Source organism: Microbacterium sp. ZW3a (assembly GCF_057167165.1).
Genome location: NZ_CM169903.1, coordinates 2294606 through 2321005 on the forward strand (window position 1 = coordinate 2294606; position 26400 = coordinate 2321005).

Annotated in this window: 17 protein-coding genes; 1 reads left to right on the plus strand and 16 read right to left on the minus strand. The window is 70.9% G+C overall.

Annotated elements, in window-relative coordinates:
- Positions 1 to 54: 54 nt before the first annotated feature.
- Complete coding sequence (locus ACU6WY_RS10815; RefSeq protein WP_483819660.1) at positions 55 to 1452, plus strand: threonine/serine exporter family protein; 1398 nt, start codon at positions 55 to 57, stop codon at positions 1450 to 1452.
- Here the strand turns inward: ACU6WY_RS10815 and pstS (ACU6WY_RS10820) are convergent, their stop codons facing one another.
- The 16 genes from pstS (ACU6WY_RS10820) to ACU6WY_RS10895 all read right to left on the minus strand — a co-directional run bounded on the left by pstS (ACU6WY_RS10820) (position 1453) and on the right by ACU6WY_RS10895 (position 26366).
- The gene (pstS, locus tag ACU6WY_RS10820) at positions 1453 to 3429 is read right to left on the minus strand and encodes a phosphate ABC transporter substrate-binding protein PstS (RefSeq protein WP_483819661.1); all 1977 of its coding nucleotides are present in this window, start codon (positions 3427 to 3429) and stop codon (positions 1453 to 1455) included.
- Positions 3426 to 4199, minus strand: a complete 774-nt coding sequence (locus tag ACU6WY_RS10825) for a phosphate ABC transporter ATP-binding protein (protein WP_483821907.1) — start codon at positions 4197 to 4199, stop codon at positions 3426 to 3428. The genes pstS (ACU6WY_RS10820) and ACU6WY_RS10825 overlap by 4 nt, the downstream gene beginning before the upstream one ends.
- A 431-nt stretch (positions 4200 to 4630) precedes the next feature.
- Positions 4631 to 5563 carry a sortase domain-containing protein gene (locus ACU6WY_RS10830; RefSeq protein ID WP_483819662.1) on the minus strand — a complete coding sequence of 311 codons (933 nt, stop codon included), beginning with the start codon at positions 5561 to 5563 and terminating at the stop codon, positions 4631 to 4633.
- The gene (locus ACU6WY_RS10835) at positions 5560 to 6351 is read right to left on the minus strand and encodes a hypothetical protein (RefSeq protein WP_483819663.1); all 792 of its coding nucleotides are present in this window, start codon (positions 6349 to 6351) and stop codon (positions 5560 to 5562) included. Before ACU6WY_RS10835 ends, ACU6WY_RS10830 begins: the two co-directional genes overlap by 4 nt.
- Positions 6348 to 7460 carry a hypothetical protein gene (locus ACU6WY_RS10840; protein ID WP_483819664.1) on the minus strand — a complete coding sequence of 371 codons (1113 nt, stop codon included), beginning with the start codon at positions 7458 to 7460 and terminating at the stop codon, positions 6348 to 6350. The genes ACU6WY_RS10835 and ACU6WY_RS10840 overlap by 4 nt, the downstream gene beginning before the upstream one ends.
- A 154-nt stretch (positions 7461 to 7614) precedes the next feature.
- Entirely contained in the window at positions 7615 to 9165 is a 1551-nt protein-coding gene (locus ACU6WY_RS10845) for an Ig domain-containing protein (RefSeq protein ID WP_483819665.1), read from the minus strand.
- 34 nt (positions 9166 to 9199) lie between these two features.
- Complete coding sequence (locus ACU6WY_RS10850; protein WP_483819666.1) at positions 9200 to 10300, minus strand: hypothetical protein; 1101 nt, start codon at positions 10298 to 10300, stop codon at positions 9200 to 9202.
- Positions 10301 to 10375: 75 nt separating this feature from the next.
- On the minus strand, positions 10376 to 13027 hold the full coding sequence (locus ACU6WY_RS10855; RefSeq protein ID WP_483819667.1) for a type 2 periplasmic-binding domain-containing protein: 2652 nt from the start codon (positions 13025 to 13027) through the stop codon (positions 10376 to 10378).
- A 209-nt stretch (positions 13028 to 13236) separates the two neighbouring features.
- Positions 13237 to 14811: a phosphate ABC transporter substrate-binding protein PstS gene (gene pstS / locus ACU6WY_RS10860; RefSeq protein ID WP_483819668.1), complete on the minus strand. Its 1575-nt coding sequence runs from the start codon at positions 14809 to 14811 to the stop codon at positions 13237 to 13239.
- Positions 14808 to 16157: a phosphate ABC transporter permease PstA gene (gene pstA, locus ACU6WY_RS10865; RefSeq protein ID WP_483819669.1), complete on the minus strand. Its 1350-nt coding sequence runs from the start codon at positions 16155 to 16157 to the stop codon at positions 14808 to 14810. The genes pstS (ACU6WY_RS10860) and pstA overlap by 4 nt, the downstream gene beginning before the upstream one ends.
- On the minus strand, positions 16157 to 17176 hold the full coding sequence (pstC, locus tag ACU6WY_RS10870; protein ID WP_483819670.1) for a phosphate ABC transporter permease subunit PstC: 1020 nt from the start codon (positions 17174 to 17176) through the stop codon (positions 16157 to 16159). Before pstC ends, pstA begins: the two co-directional genes overlap by 1 nt.
- A gap of 250 nt (positions 17177 to 17426) precedes the next feature.
- Positions 17427 to 19067: a serine/threonine protein kinase gene (locus ACU6WY_RS10875; protein WP_483819671.1), complete on the minus strand. Its 1641-nt coding sequence runs from the start codon at positions 19065 to 19067 to the stop codon at positions 17427 to 17429.
- Positions 19064 to 19600, minus strand: coding sequence for a hypothetical protein (locus tag ACU6WY_RS10880; protein WP_483819672.1), 537 nt, complete (start codon positions 19598 to 19600; stop codon positions 19064 to 19066). The genes ACU6WY_RS10875 and ACU6WY_RS10880 overlap by 4 nt, the downstream gene beginning before the upstream one ends.
- 233 nt (positions 19601 to 19833) lie before the next feature.
- Complete coding sequence (recR, locus tag ACU6WY_RS10885) at positions 19834 to 20427, minus strand: recombination mediator RecR (protein WP_138178246.1); 594 nt, start codon at positions 20425 to 20427, stop codon at positions 19834 to 19836.
- Entirely contained in the window at positions 20427 to 23285 is a 2859-nt protein-coding gene (locus tag ACU6WY_RS10890; protein WP_483819673.1) for a DNA polymerase III subunit gamma and tau, read from the minus strand. Before ACU6WY_RS10890 ends, recR begins: the two co-directional genes overlap by 1 nt.
- Before the next feature lie 549 nt (positions 23286 to 23834).
- Entirely contained in the window at positions 23835 to 26366 is a 2532-nt protein-coding gene (locus tag ACU6WY_RS10895) for a glycoside hydrolase family 65 protein (RefSeq protein ID WP_483819674.1), read from the minus strand.
- Positions 26367 to 26400: the final 34 nt, after the last annotated feature.

A 26400-nucleotide genomic window follows, 5' to 3' on the forward strand; every position in this document is an offset into this window, starting at 1 on the left:
CGCCCCGGATAGGATCATCGGGTTCCGCCCCACCCGCGTCTCTGGAGCGATCGGATGCCCCCCACCCCCGGTCGATGGCTGTCGTCTGTGCGCCGTCTCGTCCACACCGACGAGTCGACCGCGCCCGAGACCCAGATGCTCACGGCCATCGACGACGCCCTCGCCGCCCGCGTCCTCGACCTCGCCATTCGGATCGGCGAGACGATGCTCGTCGTGGGCGCCCCCGCCAGCGAGGTCACGCTCACGATCGTGCGCGTGTGCGCGGCGTACGGACTCGACACCGTGCACGTCGACGTGACCTACAACTCCGTCACGATCGCGCACAGTCTGCCCGGGGCAGCGCGCCCCACGACGCTGCTGCGCGTGGTGCGCGGGTCGGTGCCCGACCACGCCAAGCTGCAGCGACTGCAGGCGCTGGTGACCGAGATCACCGAGGGGCTCGAGCTCGATGCGGCCATCGCCCGCTGTCGCGCGATCCGACGTCTCCCGTTCCGGTACCGCCCGACGGCGGTCATCGTGGCCCAGGCGACGCTCGCCCTCGGCGTCGCGATCATGTTCGGGGCGAACTGGCTCGCGCTGGTGCTGTCGTTCGTGGCGGCGGCTCTCGCCGCGACGACGCAGCACCTGCTCGCGAAGGCCCGCGTGCCGTACTTCTTCGCGCAGATCGCCGGCGGGTTCGTGCTCACCGTCGTCGCGGCCCTGTCGCCACTCCTGCGATACACCGGGGTCGCGGCGGCCGAGGATATCCGGCCGTCGGTGATCGTCGCGGCCGGCATCGTCCTCATGCTCGCGGGCCTCACGGTCGTCGGGGCGGCCCAGGATGCCATCGACGGCTTCGCCCTCACCGCCACGGGGCGAATTCTCGAACTCACGACGCAGACGTTGGGCGTCGTCCTGGGAATCCTCGCGGGGCTCGAGACCGTCCGCGTGCTCGGCCTCGGGATGTCACCGCCGTCGATGGCGCTGCCGCTCGGGCCGCTGCCCCTGCAGTTCACCGGGGCCGCGGTCATCGCGATCGCGGTGGCCATCTACAACGGCGCGGGTGCCCGCATCGTGCTCGTGAGCGCCGCGCTGAGCCTCATCGCGTGGGTGGGCTACGTCGGGGCATCGGCCGTCGGATTCGAGGTGGCCGCGGCCAGCGGCGTCGGAGCGTTCGTCGCGAGCTTCATCGGCATCGTCGTCGCCTACCGGCTGCACGTGCCGTCGGTGGCGATCACCACCGCCGCGATTCTGCCGATGGTGCCCGGTGCCGCGGTGTTCCGCGGGCTCCTGGGGATCGTCGAGTCGGGCGACGACGCCGCCGTGTTGATGACGGGAGTCACGACCCTCGTGGGCGCGGCGACCATCGGCATCGCCCTCGCCGTCGGCGCGTCACTCGGCATCTACCTCGGGCAGCCGGTCCGCGCCACGCTGTCGAGCGTCGTGCGCTCGCGGGCCCGGGCACGGCGGTAGTCAGCGCGCGATGAGTGTGAGTGTCAACGTGGAACGGTAGGCACCGACGGGGGTGCCCGTCGGGACGCGCAGGGTCAGGGCGGCATCCAGTGTCGCCCCCGCGAGGGCCGTGGACGTCTCCGGGTCGCCCGTCGCCAGTACCGCGGGATACACCGCCGATCCGGCCTCCTGCGGGCCCGTCAGGACGACACCCGCGGGGAGCGTCACCTGCTCGGGCGCGAAACCCAGTGCGCTGGACGAGAACGTCGCGGTCGGGTCTGCGACGCCGACGAAATCGGCGACGGAGATCTGCAGGCTCCATCCCGAGAGAGTCTCGCGGTCGTCGGTGACGGTGAAGCGGCCGAGCGTGCGGGCCGCGGACGTCACCTCGCGCCGCAGGTCGGCGAAGTCCACCGCCGCCGACGCCGGCGCAGAGAGCTGGAACATACCGGATGCCGTGACCGTGGCCATCATGTCGCCCTCCACGCGGTGCGGGAAACCGACGGGCGGGATCGTTACCGTGTTCCACGCGACCACCGTGCCATCGCTCTGTGCGAGGTAGAGCGGCACCACGGCGCCCGGGGCGAGCGTGGCCGGCAGGTCGATGGCCGCTGCGCCCGTGGCATCCAAAGTCACCTGTCCGAGGGTGGCCGTCGGCGAGAACGTTCCCGCTCGGAGCGTCGTTCCCGCCCACGTCGCGCCGGCGCTCACCCGCACCCGCGGGCCGCCGTCTACGAGGTCGACCGTCAGCGTGCGACGCGCCTCGGTGAGATCGGCGAGGGCGACCACACCGGCGAGCTTGTCGGCGGCCGGGGGCATCGGCGCCGTGCGCAGCAGGACGTTGTCGGAGACGGTGTCGCCGGGGCCGAACATCGGGTTGGCGCAGCCTGCCAGATCGACGGGGCCGGGCGCGCCGGGGATGTCGGCGACCCGCGCCGCGGCCTCCTTCACGAGAGGCAGCGGCAACGCCGCGTAGCCGAGGCCGGGCCCACGTTGCTGACCCGCGCAGAGCGCATGGGAGAGGAATCTGGCGAGTGCGCGGCCCTTGTCGGCCGTGAAGATCCGGTTCGTCTGCGTCGGGACGATCATGGACGACGCGGAGGAGATCGGGTAGGCACGCGGGTCGGTGTTGCCGCTCACGCCCGTCAGGTCGAGGGAGCCATCCGCGCGCGCCTGCGCCCCCAGCAGAGCGATGGAGACCGCCTCCGGGGTCGGGGCCACGTAGTACCCCGCCTCGTTGAGCACCTTCGCCACGGGGAAGCCCGACGCCTTCGCGTACGAGTACTCGACGTACGTGATCGCGCCCTCGCCGGAGCTCTGGCTCACGTAGCCCGCGACGCCGAGCGAACCGTTCTGCCCCTTGAACGAGGAGGTGATCTGCGGGAACTGCGACCGCACGCCGTGCGTCCAGATGTTCGGGAATCGCGTCGACATCCACTGTGTGAGCTGCGCGCTGGTGCCCGAACCATCCAACCGGTACACCGGGGTGATCGAACGGTCGGGCATCGCGAGCGACGGGTTGTCGGCCTGGACCGCGGGGTCGTTCCAGTTCGTGATCTGGCCCGTGAAGATCTTCGCGATGACCTCACCCGACAGGCGCAGGTCGCTCACGCGCTGCCCGTCGATCGTGAGGTTGTACATCAGCGACGTGCCACCGGCGACGATCGGCATGTACGCGTACCCCGTCGTCGGGTTCTCCGGCGGAGACCCATCCTCGGGGTTCGCCTGGAACGGCAGCTCGCTCACGGCGAAATCGACCGTCTGAGTGATGAAGTCGTTCCGGCCGGCCGTCGACCCCGTCCCGTGGTAGTTCACGGTCAAGCCGTCGAGGGTCGCCACGTCGGAGCGCCACTGCTCGAGGGCGTTCTGCGCCCACGTGGAACCGGAACCGGTGACGGGCACGAAAGCATCGGCATCCGCCCACGCGCCAGGACCGGGAAGCGCCAGGACCGCCGCGGCCGCCACCAGAACAGCCAGGGAACGCCGGCGCCGGATCATCCGAAGCGGCCGTTCACGTAGTCGTACGTGCGGGGGTCGATGGGCGAGTCGAACATGGCCTCGGTGTCACCGTGCTCGACGATGTGGCCCGGCTGACCCTGGGATGCCAGGAAGAAGGCGCACTGCTGAGACACACGCTGCGCCTGCTGCATGTTGTGCGTGACGATGACGATCGTGAGTTCCTTCTGGAGTTCCCCCATCGTCTCTTCAATGACGCGGGTCGACGTGGGGTCCAGAGCCGAACACGGCTCGTCCATCAGCAGGACCTTGGGCTTGATGGCCAGGGACCGCGCGATGCAGAGGCGCTGCTGCTGTCCGCCCGAGAGGCCGCCGCCCGGGGCGCGGAGGCGGTCCTTGACCTCATTCCACAGACCGGCGGAGGCCAGCGACCGCTCGACGAGGTAGTCCTTCTCGTCGCGCGAGGCGCGTGTGCCGGTGAGCTTCAGACCCGCGATGACGTTGTCGTAGATCGACATCGCCGGGAAGGGGTTGGGCTTCTGGAACACCATGCCGATGTTCTTGCGCGCGTCGATGAGCCGGTGGGTCGAGTCGTAGATGTCGTCGCCGTCGAGCCGCACCTCGCCCGCGAGCGAGGCCGAGGGGACGAGTTCGTGCATGCGGTTGAGGATCCGCAGGAAGGTCGACTTACCGCATCCCGACGGACCGATGAGCGCCGTGACCTGCCCGCGGGGCATGGTCAGCGACACGTCCAGAAGAACCTGGTGGTCACCGAACCAGGCCGAGATGGAGCGAGCGTCCAGCTCGGACAGCGAGGCAGGATCGACGGGGACCGACCGGATCGGCTCCGCCTCCGCCACCTGTACGGGAGCGACGACCGCGGCCGGCGCGGCGGCGGCGGCCAGACCGGCCTCGCCCGGGGCGGGGATGACGCTCGTCACCTCGTCGGCGCCGGCGGTCGGCACCGCTTCCGCGTCGCGGCGGCCGAAGAGGCCCCCTCGACGCGAACGGCGGTGCACGATGCCCAGTCCGGCGCGGGTATCCGCGGTCGCAGCGGGGCTCTCACCGAAACCCGGAGTGGCGGCGCCCAGCGGCGCGGACTCGAACACGACCTCGTCGAGCACGCGAACGTCGTCGGAGCTGAGGACGTCGGTCATGAAGGGATCGGCGGGCTCGTCGCCGGAGGGGGAGACGGAGCCATCGACATCGGGATCGCGGCGGTCGGTCATGTGCGGCCTTCGGGTCAGAGGAGGTTCGGGAGGAGACGGATGAGCTGGTCGGAGACGAAGACGCTCGCCAGCAGCAGGATGGGGGCGAAGACGATCCATGTCTTCTGCCAGCCGACACGGCGATACGACCAGACGGCGACGAACTCCGCGACCACGAGGAACTGCAGGGCGAACACCAGCGCCCAGACGGTCCTCATGTCGGTGGCCATGGCCTGCGCCTGCGGGGGCAGGGTCATCGTGGTGCTCTGGCGCGGACCCCGCGCCTGCGCGTCACCGACGAGCTTGGCATCCACGTAGGCGACCCCACTCGGGAGGTACGGGGCCCCCCGTGCCGTCATCAGGATGAGGCGGCTCTCCCCGCGAGCCGGGGCCGGTGGGGTCGGGTCGCCGGCGTACCGGACACCGAGCACCTCGAAGATCTGCTCCCCCTGACCCGTGCGCACGGTGAAGCTCTCGCCCGGCTGCAGGGACTGGAGGGGGCCGAAGGGTCCGCCGAAGGCGGCGGCGCGCCCCATCACGACGCTCACCCCCGCCTGACCGGGCAGCACGGTGTCACGACGATGGCCCGGACCCAGCCGGAGATCGCTCGAGGTGGTTCCCTCGACGATGACCTCGTCGATGCCGAGCTGCGGAATCGACAGGAGACCGACGGGGGCACCGTCGGCGAGCAGGTGGTCTTCGAAATCGCCCTCGCTGACCGGAGCGGTGCCGGCGGCGAGCTGCGCGCGGTACGTGTCGCGAAGCTGCTGCTGGGAGGCGAAGTGCATCACCTGGCTGACCACGAGGACGTTCACCAGGAACGCCAGCACGAGCACGGCCAGCGACGCGGCAGCTCCGCGCACGAACACCTGCACGGGGCTGAGGGGGGCGTACTGCGGGCGGCGACGCGGGGCCCGGCGCGGTGGAGACGGCGGCGCAGACGGGACGGGGCGCTCCTCGATCGTCATGCGGCGGCCGCCGGGGCGGGAGCGGTGGCGAGCACCGAGCGGAGCACGCGGACCAGCACGTACGTCAGGACGAGCAGAACCACGACGAGCACGATCAGCCACGGGAAGAGGAACACGAGGGCGTCACGGGTCACCGGAGTCAGCGCCGTGCCGTCGACCGTCTCCGGCGGAGTGAGGGTCGCGTGCGTCGACAGGAGGGTCCACTGCCCGCCGTGCTGCAACTCCGCCGAGACCACGCGGGTCTCCCCCGGCTGCAAGGCAGCGACGGGGACGTCCTCGACGGTGTCCAGGCGATTGTTGAAGATCGCGCCGTCCAGCCAGAAGGATGCCGTGGCGTCGATCACGCTCTTCGATGCGTTGCGCACGGTGAACCAGACGGTGACCGTCCCCTCGGCGGGGTTCAACGCCGGAGCGCCCGTGCCGTTGATGCCCCCGATGTAGAGCATGCCGGCGACGTTCACCTCGTCAGCGGGATCCGTCGAGCCCGTGGGAGCCCCGGCGCCGGGACCCCCGCCGGGCACGGTCGCACCGCCGGTGCCGGATCCTCCGGTCGAACCGGTCGAACCGCCGGGACGCGCGGCCGGACCGGTCACCGGCACGACGGCGGACGGTGAGGCGCTGCTGCTGACACTGGGGGTGGGGGTCGGAGCGGCGGTGCTGCCGTCGGTGACGTTGACGCTCAACGGCGTCCCGCTCGACGGGTCTTCCGCGGCCGCGGGCAGGGTCGGCAACACGGCGGCCAGAATGACCGCGGCCACGCCGAGCGCGGAGCCGACACGTCGCCTCATCGAGCGGCCTCGTGCAGATCGGACTTCTCGGCGGCCTCGGCCGCGGCGGCGCGCTGCATGTAGTCCACCCACTCCTGAGCCCGCTCCTCGTCGCGGCGACGACGCCACCGCAGCAGCAGCACGACGCCCGCGGCGAGCACGAGGAGGATCAGCACCGTCCACGGCACGGCGAAGACCACCGTGTCGCGCGAGACCGCCGTGACCGGCAGCTGCAGAGCGGTATCCGACGACTCCACGAAAGGGCTCAGCGTGGTGCCCGGGTTCAGGTAGAACCACTGCCCCACCCCGTTGACGGTGAAGTCGTACGACGCGGTGTTGCCCGGCAGGAGCACGGGGATGCTGCCGCCACGCTCACCGGTGGCCGGGATCCCGAGCCACGTGCGCACACCGGAGGTGATGTTGCCCGCGAGCGCGACGTTGCCGGGGTTGGTCACGGTGTAACGCAGACGGATGCTCCCGGCGAAGGGGTTCCACCAGTCACCCTCGTAGGAGGCCGAATAGCTGGTGATCGAAAGCTGCGGCTGAAGCTCGCCCGAGACGCGGGCGAAGATCGAGGTCGCCACGCGGCGGTCGAGGCTGACCTGCTGGCCCTCCTCGACGACGGAGGCCACGAGGCCTCCCACGTGGTCACCGGGGGTGGCGGTGGCGGGCACCGTCACGGTGAACGGCAGAAGTCGCACCTCATTGGGCTCGAGCGAGAACTGGATGCGATCCGCACCGTTGTCGAAGCGCAGCCAGGCGCCCACCGAGGTGGGGACGTCGGCCGTCGGCAGCAGCGAGAACGTGCCGTCCTGACCGTTGAAGGCATCCGTGGCGTACACGGTGAAGTCCTGGCGCTCGGTGCCGGTGTTACCCACGAGCACCTGGTCGGTGACACTCTGCCCGGGATCGGCGCTGTAGCTGAAGCGGGTGCGCCCGTCCGGGCGGCCGTCGCCGCCGGCCGGACGAGTGGCCACGCCGACGGTGGCGGGGCTGGGCTGGTCGCCGTCGGCGGCGTGGGCGGCGGGCGCAGCCACCAGGGTCGCGACCAGTCCGGCGGTGACGAGAACCGCGGCACCGAGCGCTGACAGCAGGCGGCGCGGAGCCGGTCGCGGGGTCGAGGAGAGCACGATATATCTCCGCAGATTCGGGCGACGGAGGTGTGTCGCAAAGGTGAACGAGGGCTGTTCGGCGCGGGCACGGAGAGTGTCACCGGCCCAGGGGTGAACGCACCCTGCGGGGAGGCCGAGAACGGCCTCCCCGCAGGGCTCAGCTGGGATCAGCTCACTTGGAGGTGAGGGTGACCGTCAGCGTCGAGTGGTACTCGCCGACCTTGGCGTCCTTGGGAGCCTTGAAGGTCAGATCGGCGTCGAAGAGCGCACCGGTCGGGAGCGTCGAGACGGCCGAGCTCTGCGCGATCTTCGTGCCGGTGCCCAGGGTCACACCGTCGATGAGGGTGTAGCCCGTGTAGGCCTTCGGCGCGAGGGTGAGGGCGCTGGTGGGGATCTCGTCGCCGGACGCGTTCGAGAACGCCGTCCACGAGGCACCGAGGTCCCAGCCCTTGAGGACGTTGCGGTCGTCGACCACGGTGACCTTGCCGAGCGCCTTGGTGGTGCTCTGGTCACGAGCCACGTCACCGAAGTCGACCTGGGTCTTCTCGGCGTTCAGCGACCACAGGTCGCTCGCGGTGACGGCGGCCGTGAGGTCGACGGCGTCGGTGGCGGGAGCCTTACCGGCGAGAGTGACGGTACCCCACGCGAGAACCGCGAAGGTGGAGTCACCCGGCTGGGTCAGGGCGATGGTGTGGGTCGTGCCCGAGGGCAGCGACGAGACGTCGACCGTGGCGTCGCCGTTGGCGTCGGTGGTCACCTGACCGAGGTTGGTCGGGTCGGACCAGGCCCAGGCCTGCAGCGTCTTGTTCGCGTTGGCGACACCGGCGGGGACGACGACCGTGGTCGCACCCTCGGCCGGGGCCGGGATCGTGACCTTGTTGGCGTCCGAACCCGTGGGCTCGACCGGGGCGGTGGCGGCGACCGTGCCCGAGAAGGCCTGGTCGTCGGAGCCGGCGCCGTTGGTCGCGGTCAGCGTGAAGCTGTACGCACCGGCGGCGGTGGGCGTGCCCGTGATGGCGCCCGTGGCGGCGTCGAGGCTCAGGCCCGCGGGGAGCGCACCGGCCGTGACGGCCCACGTGATCGGGGCGGTGCCGGTGGCGGCAACCGTCTGCGAGAACGCGGCGTCCTTCGTGAGGGCGTTCAGCGACGTCGTCGTGACGACGGGCGCCACCTCAGCCGCGGCCGGGGCCTGGTCGGCGAAGGTCCAGCTGCCGCCGGGGTTGACGTGGATGGAGACGAACTTCACACCGGTGTTCGCGATGGTCAGACCGTTGTTCTTGACCCACGCGAAGCCGAGGCTGTAGTCACCACCGTTGGCCTTGATCGACGCCCAGTTGCCGCCGATGAAGCCCGACAGGCTGAGGTTCGGCTGCAGGATGTTCTGCGTGCCGGGCGTGAAGCCACCGTCGGCGGTCGCCGTCCAGGACGAGAGCGTGTTCTCGGTGCCCGGGGTGGTGATGAAGTAGCCGACGCTGGTGGCGTCGTTCGACTGGCCGAGGAACGGGGTGTCGATGTCGGCGAACTCCGGGCCGGGGCTGGCGATGACCTGGTCATCCCAGGCCATGACCTTGCCGTCGGGAAGGCGCGAGCCGTCGCCGCCGTCCATCAGGTAGAACTGCGGGGCGGGGGTGGCCGCGTTGGCCGCGGTGGCCGAGAGGCCACCGGCGAGGAGCGAGACCGCCGTCGCCGCAGCGACGATCGATCCGAGCTTCTTGATGTTCATGAGAGGAAGAGTGTCCTTATCCGTTGATCGAACGTCAGAGCGTCGCGTACGCGCGCTGGATGTTGGTGGTGGACGGGGCGAGGAAGCCGAACTTCTTCTTGACCGCGCCGACCGAGCTGCTGAGCGAACCGAAGCTGGTGAGGCTGTTGTTGACGCCGGGGTTCACCAGGTTGGCCAGGGAAGCGTCGTACTTGGCGTCCGACGGCGTGATGCGCGCGTACTCCACGACGAGGTAGGTGTCGCGACCGAAGGTGGCGTCGCTGTAGTAGGACGCGTTCGGAACGAGGCTCGGGGCCGTGCCGGTGAACGCGGCCTGACCCGAGACCGCCGAGCCGAACGAGACGCCCGAAGCGGTGGTGGTGTTGATGCCGGTCGCGCCGTTGGCCTGCGAAACCCAGTTGGCCACGCTGAAGGGGATCAGCTCGTTGGCGCCGAGGACCGACGCGTCGTTCTCGGGCGTGGTGCCGGTGGCGTCGGAGACGCAGGACCCCAGGGTGGGGTTGCCGATGGCGCCGAGGAAGAAGCTGCGCGTGCCCGAGCCGCTCTGCGGGATACGGGGCTTGATCGCGACACCGCCGACCGTGGTGGTCGTGCACTCGTAGATCGCCTTCAGCTGCGCGGCGGTGAGGTTGGCCCACGAGCTGTCGCCGCCCTTGTAGGCGAAGCCGAGCGCGTCACGGCCGTAGGGCACGTACGCGAGCATGCCGTTGGCGTTGGCGTTGCCGCCAGGGCCGCTGGACGAACGGGCGATGTCGACCTGACCGAGGATCTGACGAGCAGGCACGGCGGGGTTGCCGGTGTAGTTGGCACCCGTGATCGAGGCGCGCAGCGCCGACACACCGGCACCCGAGCCGGCGGGACGACCGAAGAAGGCACCGGCGGGCTTGGTCTGGATCGCGGCCGAACCGAACGCGTCGAAGTTGCCCAGCGTCTTGTTGTTCGAGGTGACACGGACCGTCGCACCGGTGATGGTCGTGCCGTTCACGATGGCGTTCATCGAGTCCTGCAGGGTGTCCGATCCGACCAGCGAGTAGCTGTTGGAGACCGGCTCCGCCGAGGCGGAGGTTGCGACGCCGACACCGGCGATCGCGATGCCGCAAGCCGCCCCGAGAGCGACCAGCTTGTTGAGCTTCAACTCATTTACCTTTCGTAGGAAGTGCACTGTGTTTCGGGTGTTCAGTTGGTGGAGGGAAAGTCGTGGGGACGGCGCTCACAGGCGTCGGCGGAGGCGTCCGAGCAGCGGTACGGCGAGCGCGCAGGCGAGACCACCGAGGACGCTGCCGGGAAGTGCCCAGGTGATCGCGCCCATATCCGGGTCGTCGGGCGTTGTGGCACCGGCCAGGGCCGTCGCGGTGGTGCCGGTGGCCGCGGGATCGGCGGGGCCCGCCGGGGCGGCAACAGCGGCGGGCGCAGCAGCTGCGGGAGCGCTGCCGACGATGCTGCCGGTGGGGAACGGCGTACCGGAGGACCCGGCACCCGAGGAGGCCGGCGCGGGTGTGGTGGGGACTGTGCCGTTCTTGATGTCCTCCGCCGCCGCCGTCGCCCGTGCGCGCCAGTCGTCCGGCAGCGGGACGTAGCCCTGCGGAAGCTGCCCGATCGAGGTCCCGGGCTGCTGCCCCGTGGTGGAGGCGAAGCGGATGAAGGAGGCGTAGCTGGCCCGCAGATCGGCATCGCTCATGCGGGGGTTGACCGCGGCGTACACCGGGAGCGTCAGCGGGTAGGCGCCGGTGGCGCGCTTCGCGCCCTCCGACGAGGGGTCGAAGCCGTACACCTGCGGCTGCTGCGGATCGGGCGTCATCGCCGCGGCGGCAACGCCCATCGACTCGGGCGTTGCCTCGACGAACTGACCCGCCGGGTTCTGCAGCGCCGCCGTGACCACCTGGTAGCGCGCGGCGGATGCCGTGCCGGTGAGGGCCAGCACGCTCTGGCGTCCGGGGAGGTTGCGGTCGGCCTTGCCGTACTTCGGCGGAATACTCGTGGGATTCCAATCGCCGAGGATCAGGCCGTCGCCGCGGAGGGTGTCATAGGCACCGGAGTCGAAGTCCTTGACGTAGGGGCGCCACGTGACGAGGTTCACCGGACCGGACGAGTCGGTCTCGGCCTGCTCGACGGGGTCCGCCTTCGGGAAGTCCTCCCGCGGGAGCGACAGCGCCGAACCCGAGAGGTTCGCGTCGGCGTTCGTCGTACTCCAGGGGTTGACGGTCATCCCCCACGGGTCGGGCGTGCCCTCGAGGAAGTCCCGGGCGCTCTGGTCGTTGAGGACGTACTGCCACACCGCCCACGCGGCATCCGAGCGCCCCTGAGGAATCAGCACGTCGGCGAGCGAGGCCGCCGCGAGCGCCTGGTACGCCCACTCCGGATCATTGATGGCGAGGAAGTCGGGGTCGTAGGTGAGCGTGCGGGGGTTGTAGATCCGGTCGTCGGCACCGCCCGGACCCGCGTGACTCAGGTGACGGCGGTCAGCGAAGGTCGGCAGCGAATCGAGGTACGAATTCGTCAAGAGCTTCGCCATCAGGCGCGGTGTGAGCTTGAGAGACGTGAACGGCAGCCCTGCGCGTCCCGCGACGTCCGCGGGCACGCTGGGATCGCCGGGGCGCGGATTGCGGTCGATGGCGAACGAGACCGCGGCCCCCGTGATGCCGATGGGCGCGTAGCGCAGGCGGTCCGTGGCGAGTTCCGGATTCAGGGCCCGCGAGGTCAGCGCAAGGGGGGCGGGATCCACGCCGTTGGCGGCGAGCGCGGCGTCGGACTCGGCGCTCGTGATGGCCGAGTAGACCGATCCGCCCGCCGCGTTGCAGACCGCTGGCTGCCACGACGACACGGCCCGGGAGATGAGCTCGCTGCCGGCCAGTTTCCGCTCGGATGCGCCGATGGGACAGCGGGCGCCGATCGGCTTGAAGTCGAGCTTGATCGCGATGCGGTGCTTCCACGCGTCCCAGAACAACCCGGACTGGGTGATGAAGGAGGAGCCGGAGTCCTTCGTCCCGCGCGGCAGGATGACGAGCCAACAGCTGGACCCCGAGACGGTGCCGTCGGCCGCGGTGAGCGGCGTGCCGCAGCCCAGCGCCTGCGACTGCATCGCCGTCTGGACCTCGAATTTGACCGATCCTGAGCCGTCGGCACCGGAGCCCGCCCACGACACCATGTTCGTGGTGTACTTCGAGAAGAACTCGTTGGTGTTCATGTCGGGCAGCGATTTCGTGCCGTCTTCGGCGACGGTGTAGTTGTACTTGCCGTCCTTGACCGAGGCGACCTCTTTGCCGCTGGCCCCGCGGAACGGGATCGAGGTGAAGGTCGGGCTGGCGAAACCCTCGCTCGGGACGGTGTAGGGCTTGTCCTGCTCGGCGACGGACGCGTCGCTCTCGCGGACGTCGTCGCGGTGCGATCCCGGAACACCCCCGAGGCCGTACTGGCAGGTGGTGCGGTCGGGGCTGTTCGGGTCGTTCTCCTCAGAGCCCCAGCACTGGAAGACCTGCAGGAAATTCGCTCCACCGATCTGCTGACTGGGCACGGTGGACGCCTTGCCGCCCGTCCACGACACGACGATGCCCTGCGATTCGAGGGCTCGCGTCTGTGACACGGTGACGGCGAGGTCGGGGAAGGGCGCGTTCACGACGTCGGCGTCCTGACTCTTGGCCGTCACCGTCACCGCGGAGGAATCCTCGGCCGTGGCGCGGGAAACCGAGCCGGCGACGAGGCCGGAACCGCCGGTGACGGCGAAGATCCCGAAGCCGGCGACGACGCCGATGGCCACGGAGGCGATCCAACGGGGCGCCCGCGCACGACGGACCCGCACACGCCGTCGTGGGGTGATCGACGTCGACGAGGCGGCCTCGCCGGTGAGCACGCGGTTCTCGGGCACGGGGATCCTTCGGGAGTCGAGGGCTCGGGTGCGCCCTCGCGAGAAGCTAAGGGCGGCCGAGTGTCTGTGGAATGAACGCGGCGGTAACGAGGCGCCGCCGCCGCGTGGTGGAGGTGCGAACGCGGTTCACACCCGATCAGGGGGACTTTCGGGCAGGCTCGCGCCCCCGGTGGGACGCGTGGTCCCGCCGGAGCGCGGTCGAGTCAGCCCTACGCGCCGTCGCGTCGCGAACGGCGCGAGACGAGGGGAGGCACGAGGATTGCGGCGACGACGAGGATGCCGGCGGCGAGCATGATGTACTGCGGAGTGCCCCAGCCGCTGTCGGCAAGGGTGAACGGCGAGGACACCGCCGCCGAAACCGTCCCGACCACCGAACCCGAGACCAGGTTGCCGTTGGCGTCGTAGACCGGCTCTCCCCCGGCCGCGGCAGCGCCCGCCGCTGCGGCCGCGGCACCGCCCGCGGTATCCCCTCCGGCAGCACCCGCCTCGCCCGTGCTGCCGCCCGGAACGCCGCCCGATCCGGTTGCGGGCGTCTCCTCCTGCGCGCCGCCCGTGCCTCCGAGGCACTGCGTCGGCCCCTGCTTGTCGCACTCGGCGGGGTTGGGTGCCGACTGCGCGAGCTGGTTGTTCGAGGGCGAGTCCCCCGGCTTGAACGTCGGGTTGTTGCACTTGTTGAAGTCGACGCCCCCCGCCGTGCCCGGGATCTTCGCGATCACGTCGGACCCGGCCTGCACGAGGTTCATCGGCAGCGGCGAGTATCCGAGGTCCTTCGCGGACTGCTGGCCCTCGCAGATCATGTAGGAGGCGAAGATGCTGAGGGTCTTGCCCTTCTCGACGGTGAAGATGTTGTTGGTCTGCGTCGGCACGATCATGTACGAGTAGCTCGACATGGGGTAGGAGCGGGGATCACCGCTGTTGTAGACCCCGTCGAGGTTCTGGGTGAGGTCGGGGTTGATCACCGCCGACATCAGCGCGACGGCGACCGACTGGTAGGTCGGTTCGACGAAGTACCCGGCCTTGTTGAGCACCTTCGCCACGGGGTAGCCCGACGCCTTCGCGTACGAGTACTCGACGTAGGTGATCGCGCCCTCGCCGTAGTTCTGGCTCACGTAGCCGGAGACGCCGAGCGAGCCGTTCTGTCCCTTGAACGAGGAGGTGATCTGCGGGAACTGCGACCGCATGCCCTGCGTCCAGATGTTGGGGAACTGCTTCGACATCCAGAGGGTGAACTGCGCGCTCGTTCCCGAGCCGTCGGAACGGTAGACCGGGGTGATCGGGCGGTCGGGCATGGCCAGGGCCGGGTTGTCGGCCTGGACCGCGGGGTCGTTCCAGTTCGTGATCTGGCCCGAGAAGATCTTCGCGATGACCTCGCCCGACAGGCGCAGGTTGGTGACCCGCTTGCCGCCGATCTTGAGGTTGTACATCAGCGACGTGCCACCGGCGACGATCGGCATGTACGCGTACCCCGTCGTCGGGTTCTCCGGCGGAGACCCATCCTCCGGGTTGGCCTGGAACGGGATCTCGCTGACGGCGAAGTCGACCGTCTGGTTGATGAAGTCGTTCCGGCCGGTTGATGACCCCTTGCCGTCGTAGTTCACCGTCATTCCGTAGTTGCTGGCGACGTTGGTCCGCCACTGGTCGAGGGCGTTCTGCGACCACGTGGAACCGGAACCGGTGATCGTCTTATAGGCCTCGGCCGCGTTGGCGGGCGCGACGCCCAGGCTCGCGAGGGCCACGACGACGACCAGCGCCCCCAGTCGGACGAGACGGGTACGGACGTTCACGACGGGTTCTCCTCGGTGGGTCGATCGGGACGGGGCGCCAGAGCGCGCTGCGCAAGGCGCCACTGGAGGTCACGGGGGGGCTTGCCCTTGGGGGGCTGCGCGCGACGTTCCGCGCGCGAGGTGGGACCCCCCGGCGTCTGCCCCGGAGATGCCAGGATGCGCTGCAGGTCGCGCGCCGACGCCGACGCTGCGGCGCGGCGCTGACGGTCCGACAGCTGGCCGGGGCCCTTCCCGCCGATGAGACGCGCGATGATGAACAGCGTCAGCACGAGGAGCACGAGGGTCGCGGCGGCACCGAAGCCACGGGAGACCATGTTCGTCTCGGGCGACTTGACGAAATCGAAGACCTGCAGGGGCAGAGAGATCATCGGCCCCTGGAAGGGGTTGAGGTTCCACCCGGCGGTCACGCCCGAGGTCAGCAGCACGGGCGAGGTCTCGCCGATGCCGCGCGCGGTCCCGAGGATCACCGCGGTGACCAGCCCTGAACGGGACGTCGGCAACACGACGCTCCACACGGTCCGCCACCGGCTGGTCCCCAGCGCGTACGAGGCCTCGCGGAGGTTGTGCGGGACCAGCCGGAGCACGACGTCGGAGGCGCGGATGACGATCGGCAGCATCATGACGCTGATCGCCAGTGAGGCCGCGAACCCGGAACGCTCGTGGGTGATGAGGGTGACCACCGCGGCGTAGACGAACAGACCGGCAACGATCGAGGGCAGCGCGGTCATGGCATCCGAAATGGTCCGCACGAAGCGGGCGAAGGGGCCGCCGATCTCGTTGAGGAAGACGGCCGTCGTGATGCCCAGGGGAATCGTGATCGCCAGGGCGATGCCGATCTGGATGAGCGTGCCCACGATCGCGTGCGCGATACCGCCCATCGACAGGGGATCGAGCGGACCCGCGAGCTTCATCGTGTCGACGAAGAAATTCAGGTTCGTGATCGCGGGATAGCCGCGCACGACCGTGAACAAGATGACGAAGACCAGGGCGCTCAAGAGGAGGACACCGGCGGAGTAGAACAGCGCCGTCATGATGCGCTCGCTCACGGCCAGGCGATCGGCCCGCAGCGAAGACAGGACCGCGTAGATCCCGAGGAAGCAGAGGAACGACACGATGAGCCAGCCGATGATGCCCGTCATCGGCGTCAGCAAACCGAAGAGGAGCGTGGCCAGCGCGATGCCGGCCGCTGCGCTGCCCAGGAGGTTGAAGGTGTCGCCGAAGGGGACCGTGCGCAGGTCACGACGTTCGCCGATATGGCCCGTCCGCTCGGGGATCACGGTGCGCCCGGACGGCCCCGCAGGGTCGTCCGCGTCGACCGCGGGGGCGTCGGGGGCGAGGATCGCCATCAGTTGCTCTCCGCTCCGGAACGGCTGCGCGCGACGATCGTCGACGCGGTGAAGTTGACGATGAGGGTGATGATGAACAGCACGAGGCCGGCAGCCATGAGGGCCGACAGACCGAACTGACTCGCTTCGCCGTAGCGGAGGGCGATGAGGGCGGACACGGAGTTCGTGCCCGTCTTCAACACCTGCCAGTTGATCGTGAAGATCGGCGAGATGATCATGACCACCGCGATGGTCTCGCCCAGCGCGCGGCCGAGGCCCAGCATTGTTCCGCCGATGATGCCGCCGCGACCGAAGGGCAGCACCACGGCGCGGATCATTCCCCAGCGCGTGGAGCCGAGGGCGAGCGCACCCTCGCGCTCTCCCAGGGGCGCCTGTGAGAACGCCTCGCGCATGACCGAGGTCTGCGTCGGCACCACCATCAGCGCCACCACGATGCCGGCGATGAACGCGGACGACGTGAAGGCGCCGGGATCGGTGAGAGGTTGTCCGGTCTCGTCCGCGACGCGAAAGACCGGGATCCACCCGAAGTACGTGGAGATCCACTGCGAGACCGGGATGATGTTCGACTGCAGGAAGAACACCCCCCACAGACCGAACACGACGCTCGGGACGGCCGCCATCAGATCGACGAGGGTGATGAGCAGCGATCGGATCTTGGGCGGGACGATCTCGCTAATGAGCAGCGCGGTCCCCATGGCCAGGGGCACGGAGATGGCCAGGGCGATGAGGGCGATCGTGACGGTGCCGAACAGCACCGCCGCCACGCCGAACGAGCCCGTCTCCGGCGACCACTCCTGCGTCGTCAGGAAGCTGGGCCCTGCGACGCTCAGCGCGTCCCCCGCCCGGGCGGTGAGAAAGACACCCACGGCCAGCATGATCGCCACCGTGATGCCGCCCGCAGCGTACGAAACCGAGCGGAACACCCGGTCCGCCTGCACCGGTCGGCTCTTCAGTGAGCGCCGCTGAGAAGCCGTCGCCTCGGGGCGGGGAGGGAGAACCTCCGTGGTGGTGTCCGTCATGCGCTCTCCGTCGGTCGCGTCGGGCAGGTCGTGCAACGGCACCGCGGCGGTCTCCCGCGGAGCGGGGTCGGCCTCGGGGCGGTGTCCAGACGACCGGCGACGCGATTCGCCCGTTGTCCCTGGTGCCGGCTCGGGGCGCCGACACTGGCGACGGTAGATCCGAGTCGTGAACGCCGCCGGGAGCGAGCGCCCACGCCGACTGGCCGGGAGGTAAACGAGGGATGCCACGACCTCGGCGACAGCGTGACGATCACGACGCTCCCGGGGTCGCGGTGGGCGTCGCCGTCGGTGACGGCGCGGGGGTCGCCGATGTGGTCGGGCTGGGCGGGGGTGGAAGCGGTCGGCCGCTCGAGACGAGCAAGCGGACGGACGATCCCACCTGCGCCGAGGCGCCGGCGACCGGCGCCGAACCGACGACGGTCCCGACCGGTCGGTCCGAGACCGTGGCCACCGCCTCGGCCGCGAACCCGGCCGCGCGGATGGCGGCGTCCGCGTCGGCGGCCGTCCACCCGTCGACCGGCGGGATGGCGTTCGTCCCGGATGCCACGACGAGACGCACCGTGGTGCCACGCGGCACCGACCGACCGACCGCGGGGTCGGCAGAGAGCACCGCCCCCGCGGGGAACGGGGAGTCCTGTGTTGTCACCGGGCCCGGCACGAGACCTGCACCCTCGAGGGCGGCGAGCATCTCCTGGAGCGACCGGAGGTCGGGGACGACGGGATCGTCGGCCGCCGTGGGCGTCGTGATCACGCTCGGCGTGACGCCGGGGTCCGCGGTCGCCGACGGGGTCGCCGCGGCACTCGGTGCTGCCCCGGGCTCGGGACGGCCGGCCGACGCCATGAGGGGGACAGCAACGGCGAGGAGAGCGAGGACGGCGACGACGACGACCGCGGTCACCCACCCCGGCGCCTCCCCTCGGGGACGACCGGTCGCGGTGTCGGGGTCCGCGGGTGCGGCGACGAGCGGCGGACCCACCGGGGTCGGGCGCAGCACACGGGTGGCGGCGACCGGCGCGGGCGTGGGAGCTGCCGCCTCCAGCGCGCTCCTCATCTCGGCGGCATCGGCGAACCGGTCCGCGGGATCTTTGAGCATCGCCCGCACGAGCACGCGGTCGAGCGCGGGCGACACCCCGCGCGCCCGCACGGACGCAACCGGGGGCGGTGCATGCAATTGCGCCCGCACAACGGCATCCCGATTCCCGCCCTCGAAAGGCGCGCGGCCGGTCAGCGCGAAGTACAGCAGGCCCCCGACCTGGTAGATGTCCCCCGGCACCCCCACGGGCTCGCCCCGCAGCTGTTCGGGCGAGGCGTACTGCGCGTTGCCGACGACCCCGGCAGTGGCTGATGCGGAACTGCGCAGCACGTCGTCGCCGCGCGTTGTCCGGCCGGCGGCGTCCGCCAGCCCGAAGTCGAGCAACGTCGCGCGCACCGGCTCCGTGCCGTCGAATCGCACCAGGACGTTGGCCGGAGAGACGTCGCGGTGCACGAGGCCGGCGGTGTGCGCTGCCTCGAGCGCACCGAGGATCATCAGGCCGACGCGTCGCGTCGCCGCAGCATCGAGGGGGCCGCGGGTGACCACGTGCTCGGCGAGCGTCGTGCCCTCGAGGAGCTCCTGGGCGATCCAGGCGATCGTCACGGCGCCGTCCTGGAACGTCCCGACGTCGACGACCTCGACGATCCCGGGGTGCGCGACGGCGGAAGTGCGCCGCGCCTCGTCGAGGAACGCCTCGCGCAGCGCCTCGCTCTCGGAGAGGTGCGGGTGCAGCAGTTTGATCGCGACCGGACGATCCAGGAGCGTGTCGATCGCGGCGAACACCGACGCCGTTCCGCCGGACCCGAGCAGCCCCTCGAGGCGGAACCGGCCGGCGATGAGTCCGGACTCTGCGGTCACGGGGCGTTCATCACGACCCGGGCGCGGCGCCCCGACGCGGTGCCGATGCTCACGCCCTGCGCGATGGTCGCCGTGGCCAGGGCGTTGCTCGCGGCCCGACCGGCGGCGGCGGCCTCGCTCGCCGACTCGTACCAGCGCGCGGCGGTGAGAACGGGACGGTCGCCGCGGCGGATCACCCATCCGTGCGTGGTCGACTGCGGGCCGCGTACGGCGGTGACCGTCATCTCCTCCACCCGGGATTGTTCGGCGACGACGGCGTCGAACGCCGCCCGCGGCGAGACGAAGACCCGGGCGCACCGCGCGAGCTCACGATTGTTGGTCGCGAGCAGACGCCACACCCCGAAGACGCCGAGCTGGCCGAGCGCCGATTCGGGGGCCGTCTCGCTGAGGCTGCCGGCGGTGACCGACCATTCCGGCAAGAGGTGTGCACGGAAGAGCAGCCACGCGGCAAGTCGCGGATCGTGGATCGAACGGAATGTGTCGAATACGATCCGTGCACGGCGCGTGGCGCGGTCGGAGAGCGTATTGCTCACGGGTACCCCTGTCTGACGGCTGCGCCGCTCGTGGGTCGGGCACCCGTGCTGCAGTCCGTAGGCAAGAAAATGGCCGCGCCCGGTTTCCGTAGGTCCATCGGGGGATGAACGCGGGGTACACGGGTGATCAACGCTCGGAGATCACCCACCCGGCGCCGTCGTCTCCCTCCCGGGAGACGCACTCGCGGCGCGGTGCCCGCAGGTCACCGGTCAGAGCGCGCGGCGACCCAACGTCAGAGCGTGCGGCGGCCCTCGAAGGCGCGGCCGAGGGTCACTTCGTCGGCGTACTCGAGGTCGCCACCCACAGGCAGACCGGATGCCAGGCGGGTGACGCGGATCTCGAGGGTGTGGAGCAGCCGGCTCAGGTACGTGGCGGTCGCCTCGCCCTCGAGGTTGGGATTGGTGGCGAGGATCACCTCTTGCACGGTGCCGTCGGCGAGGCGCTGCATGAGCTGGGTGATCCGCAGGTCGTCGGGGCCGATGCCCGCGATGGGACTGATGGCGCCGCCGAGCACGTGATACAGCCCCCGGAACTCGCGGGTGCGTTCGATCGCCGCGACGTCCTTCGCGTCTTCGACGACGCAGATGAGCGCTTCGTTGCGGCGCGGATCGCGGCAGATGGAACACCGATCCTGCTCGGAGACGTTGCCGCACACCTCGCAGAACTTCACCTTCTCGCGGATCTCACCGAGGAGGGTCGACAATCGAGAGACGTCGAAGGTCGGCGACTGCAGGATGTGGAACGCGATACGCTGCGCCGATTTCGGCCCGATCCCCGGGAGGCGGCCGAACTCGTCGATGAGGTCTTGGACGATGCCGTCGTACATCAGCTGAACCTCGTCGGGGGCTCGTAGGGTTCGTCGCGCACGTAGGTGGCGCCCAGCATCTGCCGAACCACGGCTTCGCCGTAGCGCTGAACCCCGCCACGCAGCGGCGCCATGCGCGGCACGACGACCGGCGGAACGGGCAGGTCGGGGCTCTCGTCGGCGGGCGGGATGACGTCGTCGTCGTCGACCTCATCGGGAGGGGTCACCGACGGTGCCACGTCGGTCGCGGCGAGCACCACGCCGTCGCGCGCGGTCGGTGCCACGGGAGGAGTCATCGTGGGTCGTGCTTCTTCGGGCTCGTCGTCGACCGCGAGCGCCGTTCCGGCAGCGCCGGAGCGCGTCGGGGCGACCGACGCCGCGGAGGGTGCGCTCGGGCTCGCGGTGGACGACCCGCCCGGGATCGGTGCCACCGCCCAGTCGGCGACCGAGGCGGAGGCGTACGGAGCGGATGTGCGCGCGGGCGCACTCCCCTGCCCCGCCCTGTTTCCACCGGATCCGGCAGGTGCCGGGCCGCGGGGCGCGCCCCCTCCGGGTCCGCCCGGTCCGGCGTCACCCTCGAGGCGCGCGAGGTACTTGACCCGGATGCCGAGAACGGACTGGATCGCCCGTCGCAGGTCTTCGCTCGGGCCCCCGTCGGCCGACCGTGTCTTGAACGCCGTGAGGTCGGCGGAGGTGCGGAAGGCCAGGGTGAGGACGTCGCCCTCGAAGGCGAGGACACCGGCGTTGGAGACGACCAGCCACGAGGCGCGGCTGAGCGCCTCGAGCTGACCGAGCACCTCGGGCCACGCGTCACGCACGTGGGAGAGTTCGAGCGGCCCCACGGGGGTCGCCGGTGGTGTCGGCGCCGGCGGGTCGAGCGGCGAGGGCTCGGCGCCGGCGGAGGGCGCGGGCGTGTCGTCGGCGGTGGTGGCCGTGTCGGCCACGGTGGCGGACGCGTCGGGGGCCGTGTCAGGCGCGGTGGCGGCCGTGTCAGCCACGGGGGCGGACGCATCGGGGGCCGTGTCAGGCGCGGTGGCGGCCGTGGCGGTCGCCTCCTCGGGTGCCGCGGCGGGCACGGTCGACACCTCGGAGGACTCGACGGTCGGCGCCGTGTCGAAGGGGTGCGCGTCGGTCACCGGTGTCGAGGCCGCGGGTGCTGCACCGTGCGGCGGCGCCGCGGGGGCGCTCGGCGCCGGGCTCGGGGCGCTCGGGGGTGCAACGGGGGCGCCCGGCGCCGCGCCCTGCGGCGCGCTGGCGGCACTCGACGGCGCCGAAGCGCCGGGAGCCGGCTCATCGTCGTCGAACGGCGGGGGCACCTCGTCGTCGAACGGCGGCGGGGCGTCATCGTCGGACGGGGCGCCGGGCGGCGCGACGTCGGGGGCCGCCACCGGGGGCGCGGTCGTACCCGGCGCCGCCACCGGGGGCGGCGCGACGTCGGGGGCCGCCATCCGCGGCGCAGTCGTACCGGGCGCCGCCACCGGCGACGTGCCAGACGCAGCCCCACCGGGCGCCGCGACCGGCGAGGCCACGGCAGCCCCACCGGGCGCCGCGACCGGCGACGCCACGGCGGGCGCGACGTTGGGCGTGACGGCTCCCGGAGCCGCCACCCGGGGCGACGCCCCCGGCGATGCGACACGGGGTGCCGCGGGCGCGGGAGACGCGACGCGTGGAGACGCCTGGGCGGCGGGCGACGTCGAGGGGGCTGGCGCCGCGTGCTCGGCACCGTGCGCGGATGCGGCCGCGGGCGACGCGCCCTGCGAGACACCGGTATGTGTGAGAACCCGGGCGACGAGGAGTTCGAGCTGCAGGCGTGGCGAGGTCGCGCCCGTCATCTCGTCGAGCGCGGCGACAACGAGATCGGCCGTGCGCGACAGCCGCGCGACTCCGAACGCGGTGGCCTGGTGGGCCATGCGCTCGAGCTCGTCGTCGGGAACACCACGCAGCACCGCGGAGGCTCCGGCCCCCGTGGCAGCCACAACGATGAGGTCGCGCAGACGCTCGAGCAGGTCGTCGACGAAGCGACGCGGATCTTGTCCGGTCTGCACCACGCGATCGACCGCGGCGAACGCCCCGGCGCCATCGTGCGCCGCGAACGCATCGACGACCTCGTCGAGAAGCTCGGAGTGCGTGTACCCGAGGAGGGCGACGGCGCGCTCGTAATTCACGAGCACCTGCCCCTCGGCATCCTGATCGGAACCGGCGATGAGCTGGTCGAGCAACGAGAGCGTGTCGCGCGGCGAGCCGCCACCGGCCCGCACGACGAGCGGCAGCACACCGGCCTCGACGGCGACACCCTCGGTCTCGCAGAGTTCTTGCACGTACTCGAGCATTGCCGCGGGCGGGACGAGCCGGAACGGGTAGTGGTGCGTGCGGGAGCGGATGGTGCCGAGCACCTTCTCGGGCTCGGTGGTCGCGAAGATGAACTTGACGTGCGCGGGGGGCTCTTCGACGAGCTTGAGCAGGGCGTTGAACCCCTGCTGCGTCACCATGTGCGCCTCGTCGAGGATGAAGATCTTGAACCGGTCGCGCGCCGGGGCGAAGATCGCGCGCTCGCGCAGGTCGCGCGCGTCGTCGACACCGTTGTGGCTGGCGGCGTCGATCTCGACGACGTCGAGCGACCCCCCGCCCCCGCGGCCGAGTTCGACGCAGCTGTCGCACTTCCCGCACGGGGTGTCGGTGGGGCCTTCGGCACAGTTGAGGCAGCGCGCGAGGATGCGGGCCGAGGTGGTCTTGCCGCAGCCGCGCGGACCCGAGAAGAGGTACGCATGACCCACGCGGTCGCCGCGCAGGGCGGTCATGAGCGGTTCGGTCACCTGGGACTGCCCGATCATCTCGCCGAACGCCTGCGGGCGGTAGCGGCGGTACAGGGCTGTCGTCACCCCTCCAGCCTACGGCGTGCCACCGACATCGCGTCCGTCGCTCTCCCCACGCCCGCCCGTACCCGCGGCGCGCAGGGCAGAGGCCCCACGGCGCGCGGCAACACCCGCGGCGCGCGCGGCGGAGGCCCCACACGTGAGGAACGGAGGACCCGGGGCCGACAGAGGATGCCACAGCCCACGGCATCCGCCCCTCCTCCCCCGCCCTCCCCTCCTCACGCACGCCCCACCCCCGCGCAGCGCGCAATGCCCCACGGCGCGCAGCAACACCCACGGCGCGCAGCAACACCCGCGGCGCGCAGGGCAGAGCCCCCACACGTGAGGAACGGAGGACCCGGGGCCAACGGAGGATGCCACAGCCCCCGGCATCCTCCCCTCCTCCCCCGCCCTCCCCTCCTCACACACGCCCCACCCCCGCGCAGCGCGCGACGCACGCCCCACCCCCGCGCAGCGCGCGATGCCCGCCCCGCTCCGAATCGAACGCCGCACCACCCCAGACAAGCCGAACGCGGCGGCGCCCCGGAGGGCACCGCCGCGTTCGAGGGGGCAGGGTCAGGCGTCGAGGCCGACCGCGACCGGCTCGTCGCCGGTGGAGACGAGCGGGATCGCGGCCGTCACGATCGGCACCGAGGCCGACATCAGCGTGCCGTCCTCGCGGACCGAGCCCTCGAGCTGGCGGATCGAGGGGCGTCCCGGGATGAGCGGGCCCTGACCGTGCAGCGTGACCCGCACGCTCTCGCCCGGGGCGACGGTGTAGTCGACCCCGCGCACGGCGAACTCGACGGGCCGACCCTCCTCGCCGGCGCGCAGGGTCATGGCCGTCGCGGTGATCGCGATGTCGAGCTTCGTGCCGTGCCAGTGCAGCACATACGACAGCTCGGGCCAGTCGGCGGGGAGGCGCGGATCGAAGGTCAGGCGTCCGAAGTGGTCGCGCATGCCGCCGAAGCCGCTCACGAGCGCCGTCCACACGCCACCCGCGGAGGCCACGTGCACACCGTCGGCAGCGTTGTGGTGCAGGTCGCCGAGGTCGACGAATGCCGCCTGACGGAAGTACTCCAGCGCGAGGTCTTGGTAGCCCACCTCGGCCGCGAGGATCGACTGCACGACCGCCGACAGCGTCGAGTCGCCGGTGGTCAGCGGGTCGTAGTACTCGAAGTCGGCGAGCTTCTCGGCGTCCGTGAAGTGGTTTCCCTGGAGGAACAGCGCGAGCACCACATCGGCCTGCTTGAGCACCTGGTAGCGGTAGATCACCAGCGGGTGGAAGTGCAGCAGCAGCGGACGCTGGTCGGGCGGGGTGTTCTCGAGATCCCAGATCTCGCGTTCGAGGAACACGGCGTCTTGCGGATGGATGCCGAGCGCCGGGCTGAACGGGATGTGCATGGCCTCGGCCGCCTTCTCCCACCCGTCGGGCTCCGAGGGGTCGAGGTTCATGCGGTCGACCAGGTGACCGTACGCCTCGGGATCGTTCTCGGCGAGATCGCGCACCGTCCGCGCGGCGAAGCGGAGGTTGAAGCGGGCCATGACGTTGGTGAAGAGGTTGTCGTTGACGACGGTGGTGTACTCGTCGGGCCCGGTGACCCCGTGGATGTGGAAGGCGTCGCGCTCGCCGTCGTCGGTGCCGTCGCTCGATCGCCAGAACCCCAGCGTCGACCACAGACGCGCGGTGTCGACGGCGATGTCGACGCCCTCGCGGGCGAGGAACTCCTCGTCGCCGGTGGCGCGGACGTACTTCGCCAGCGCAAAGGCCACGTCGGCGTTGATGTGGTACTGCGCGGTGCCCGCGGCGTAGTAGGCCGACGCTTCCTCGCCGTTGATCGTGCGCCACGGGAAGAGGGCGCCCGCCTCGTTGAGCTGGTGGGCGCGCTTGCGGGCCGCGGGGAGCATCAGGTACCGCATGCGCAGGGCGTTACGGGCCCACTGCGGCGAGGTGTACGCCAGGAACGGCAGCACGTACACCTCGGTGTCCCAGAAGTAGTGGCCGCTGTACCCGGAGCCGGTCACGCCCTTGGCGGGGACGCCCTGCCCGTCGGCCCGGGCGGCGGCCTGCGCGAGCTGGAAGAGGCACCACCGGGTGGCCTGCTGCAGGTCGGCCTGGCCACCGATGCGCACGTCGGAGCGTTCCCAGAAGGCCGCGAACCAGTCGAGCTGACGCTGCACCAGCACGTCGACGCCGATGCTCCGGGCACGATCCACCGTGCGTCGGCAGCGGTCGACGAGTTCACCCGCGGGCACGCCGCGCGAGGTGTGGTAGCTCACGAACTTCGTGACGGTCGTGGGAACCCCGGCCCGCGCCTGCACGCGGAAGACGTTCTTGGCGATATCGGGCTCGACCAGCTGCCGCGACGTGTACTCGTTCTCGGTGTCGACCTCGTGGTCGGCGACGACGGCGATCGTCATGCCCGACTCGGTCGCCTCGTACGACAGCGCCGACCGATCGCCGTCTTGCCAGTACTCCCGCGGCTGGAGCACGCGGTCGGTGAGCTTCTCGGTCTTCCGCGGGTCGAAACCCGCCTGCTTGGATGCCATCGGCGAGCCGCCGTAGATGCCCTCGCCGTCCTGGCGGTTCAGCAGCTGGCATGCCACCGTGACCGGGGCGTCGGAGTTGAGCACCGTCACCGTCAGCCGCAGTACCGCGAGGTGCTTCTCGTCGAACGACACGAACCGGTCGTCCTCGATGCGCACCTCTTTGCCCGAGGGGGTCACCCACAGGAGACTGCGGCGGAGGATGCCCTGACGCAGGTCGAGCACGCGCTCGTACTCGCGCACGTCGGCGACGTCGAGCGAGAGCGGCTCGTCGTCGACGTACACGCGCATGACCTTGGCATCCGGTGCGTTGATGATGGTCTGCCCGACCTCGGCGAAGCCGTACGCCTGCTCTGCGTGGCGGATCGGGAAGGTCTCGTGGAACCCGTTGATGAACGTGCCCTGCTCGTGGGCGAAGCGCCCCTCGATCGAGTTGCCGCGCAGGCCCAGATAGCCGTTGCCGATGGCGAACAGGGTCTCGGTCACGCCGGTGTCGTCGACCGAGAACTCGGTCTCGACGAGGCGCCATTCGTCGACGGGGAAACGATCGCGATCGATCATCGGGGGCATGCCTTCCGGTGGCCGGGTTCGGGTC

Coding starts and splice junctions, on each gene's coding strand:
- ACU6WY_RS10815 (WP_483819660.1), top strand. CDS start 55: ATGCCCCCCACCCCCGGTCGATGGCTGTCGTCTGTGCGCCGTCTCGTC.
- pstS (WP_483819661.1), bottom strand. CDS start 3,429: ATGATCCGGCGCCGGCGTTCCCTGGCTGTTCTGGTGGCGGCCGCGGCG.
- ACU6WY_RS10830 (WP_483819662.1), bottom strand. CDS start 5,563: ATGACGATCGAGGAGCGCCCCGTCCCGTCTGCGCCGCCGTCTCCACCG.
- ACU6WY_RS10835 (WP_483819663.1), bottom strand. CDS start 6,351: ATGAGGCGACGTGTCGGCTCCGCGCTCGGCGTGGCCGCGGTCATTCTG.
- ACU6WY_RS10845 (WP_483819665.1), bottom strand. CDS start 9,165: ATGAACATCAAGAAGCTCGGATCGATCGTCGCTGCGGCGACGGCGGTC.
- pstA (WP_483819669.1), bottom strand. CDS start 16,157: ATGGCGATCCTCGCCCCCGACGCCCCCGCGGTCGACGCGGACGACCCT.
- pstC (WP_483819670.1), bottom strand. CDS start 17,176: ATGACGGACACCACCACGGAGGTTCTCCCTCCCCGCCCCGAGGCGACG.
- recR (WP_138178246.1), bottom strand. CDS start 20,427: ATGTACGACGGCATCGTCCAAGACCTCATCGACGAGTTCGGCCGCCTC.
- ACU6WY_RS10895 (WP_483819674.1), bottom strand. CDS start 26,366: ATGATCGATCGCGATCGTTTCCCCGTCGACGAATGGCGCCTCGTCGAG.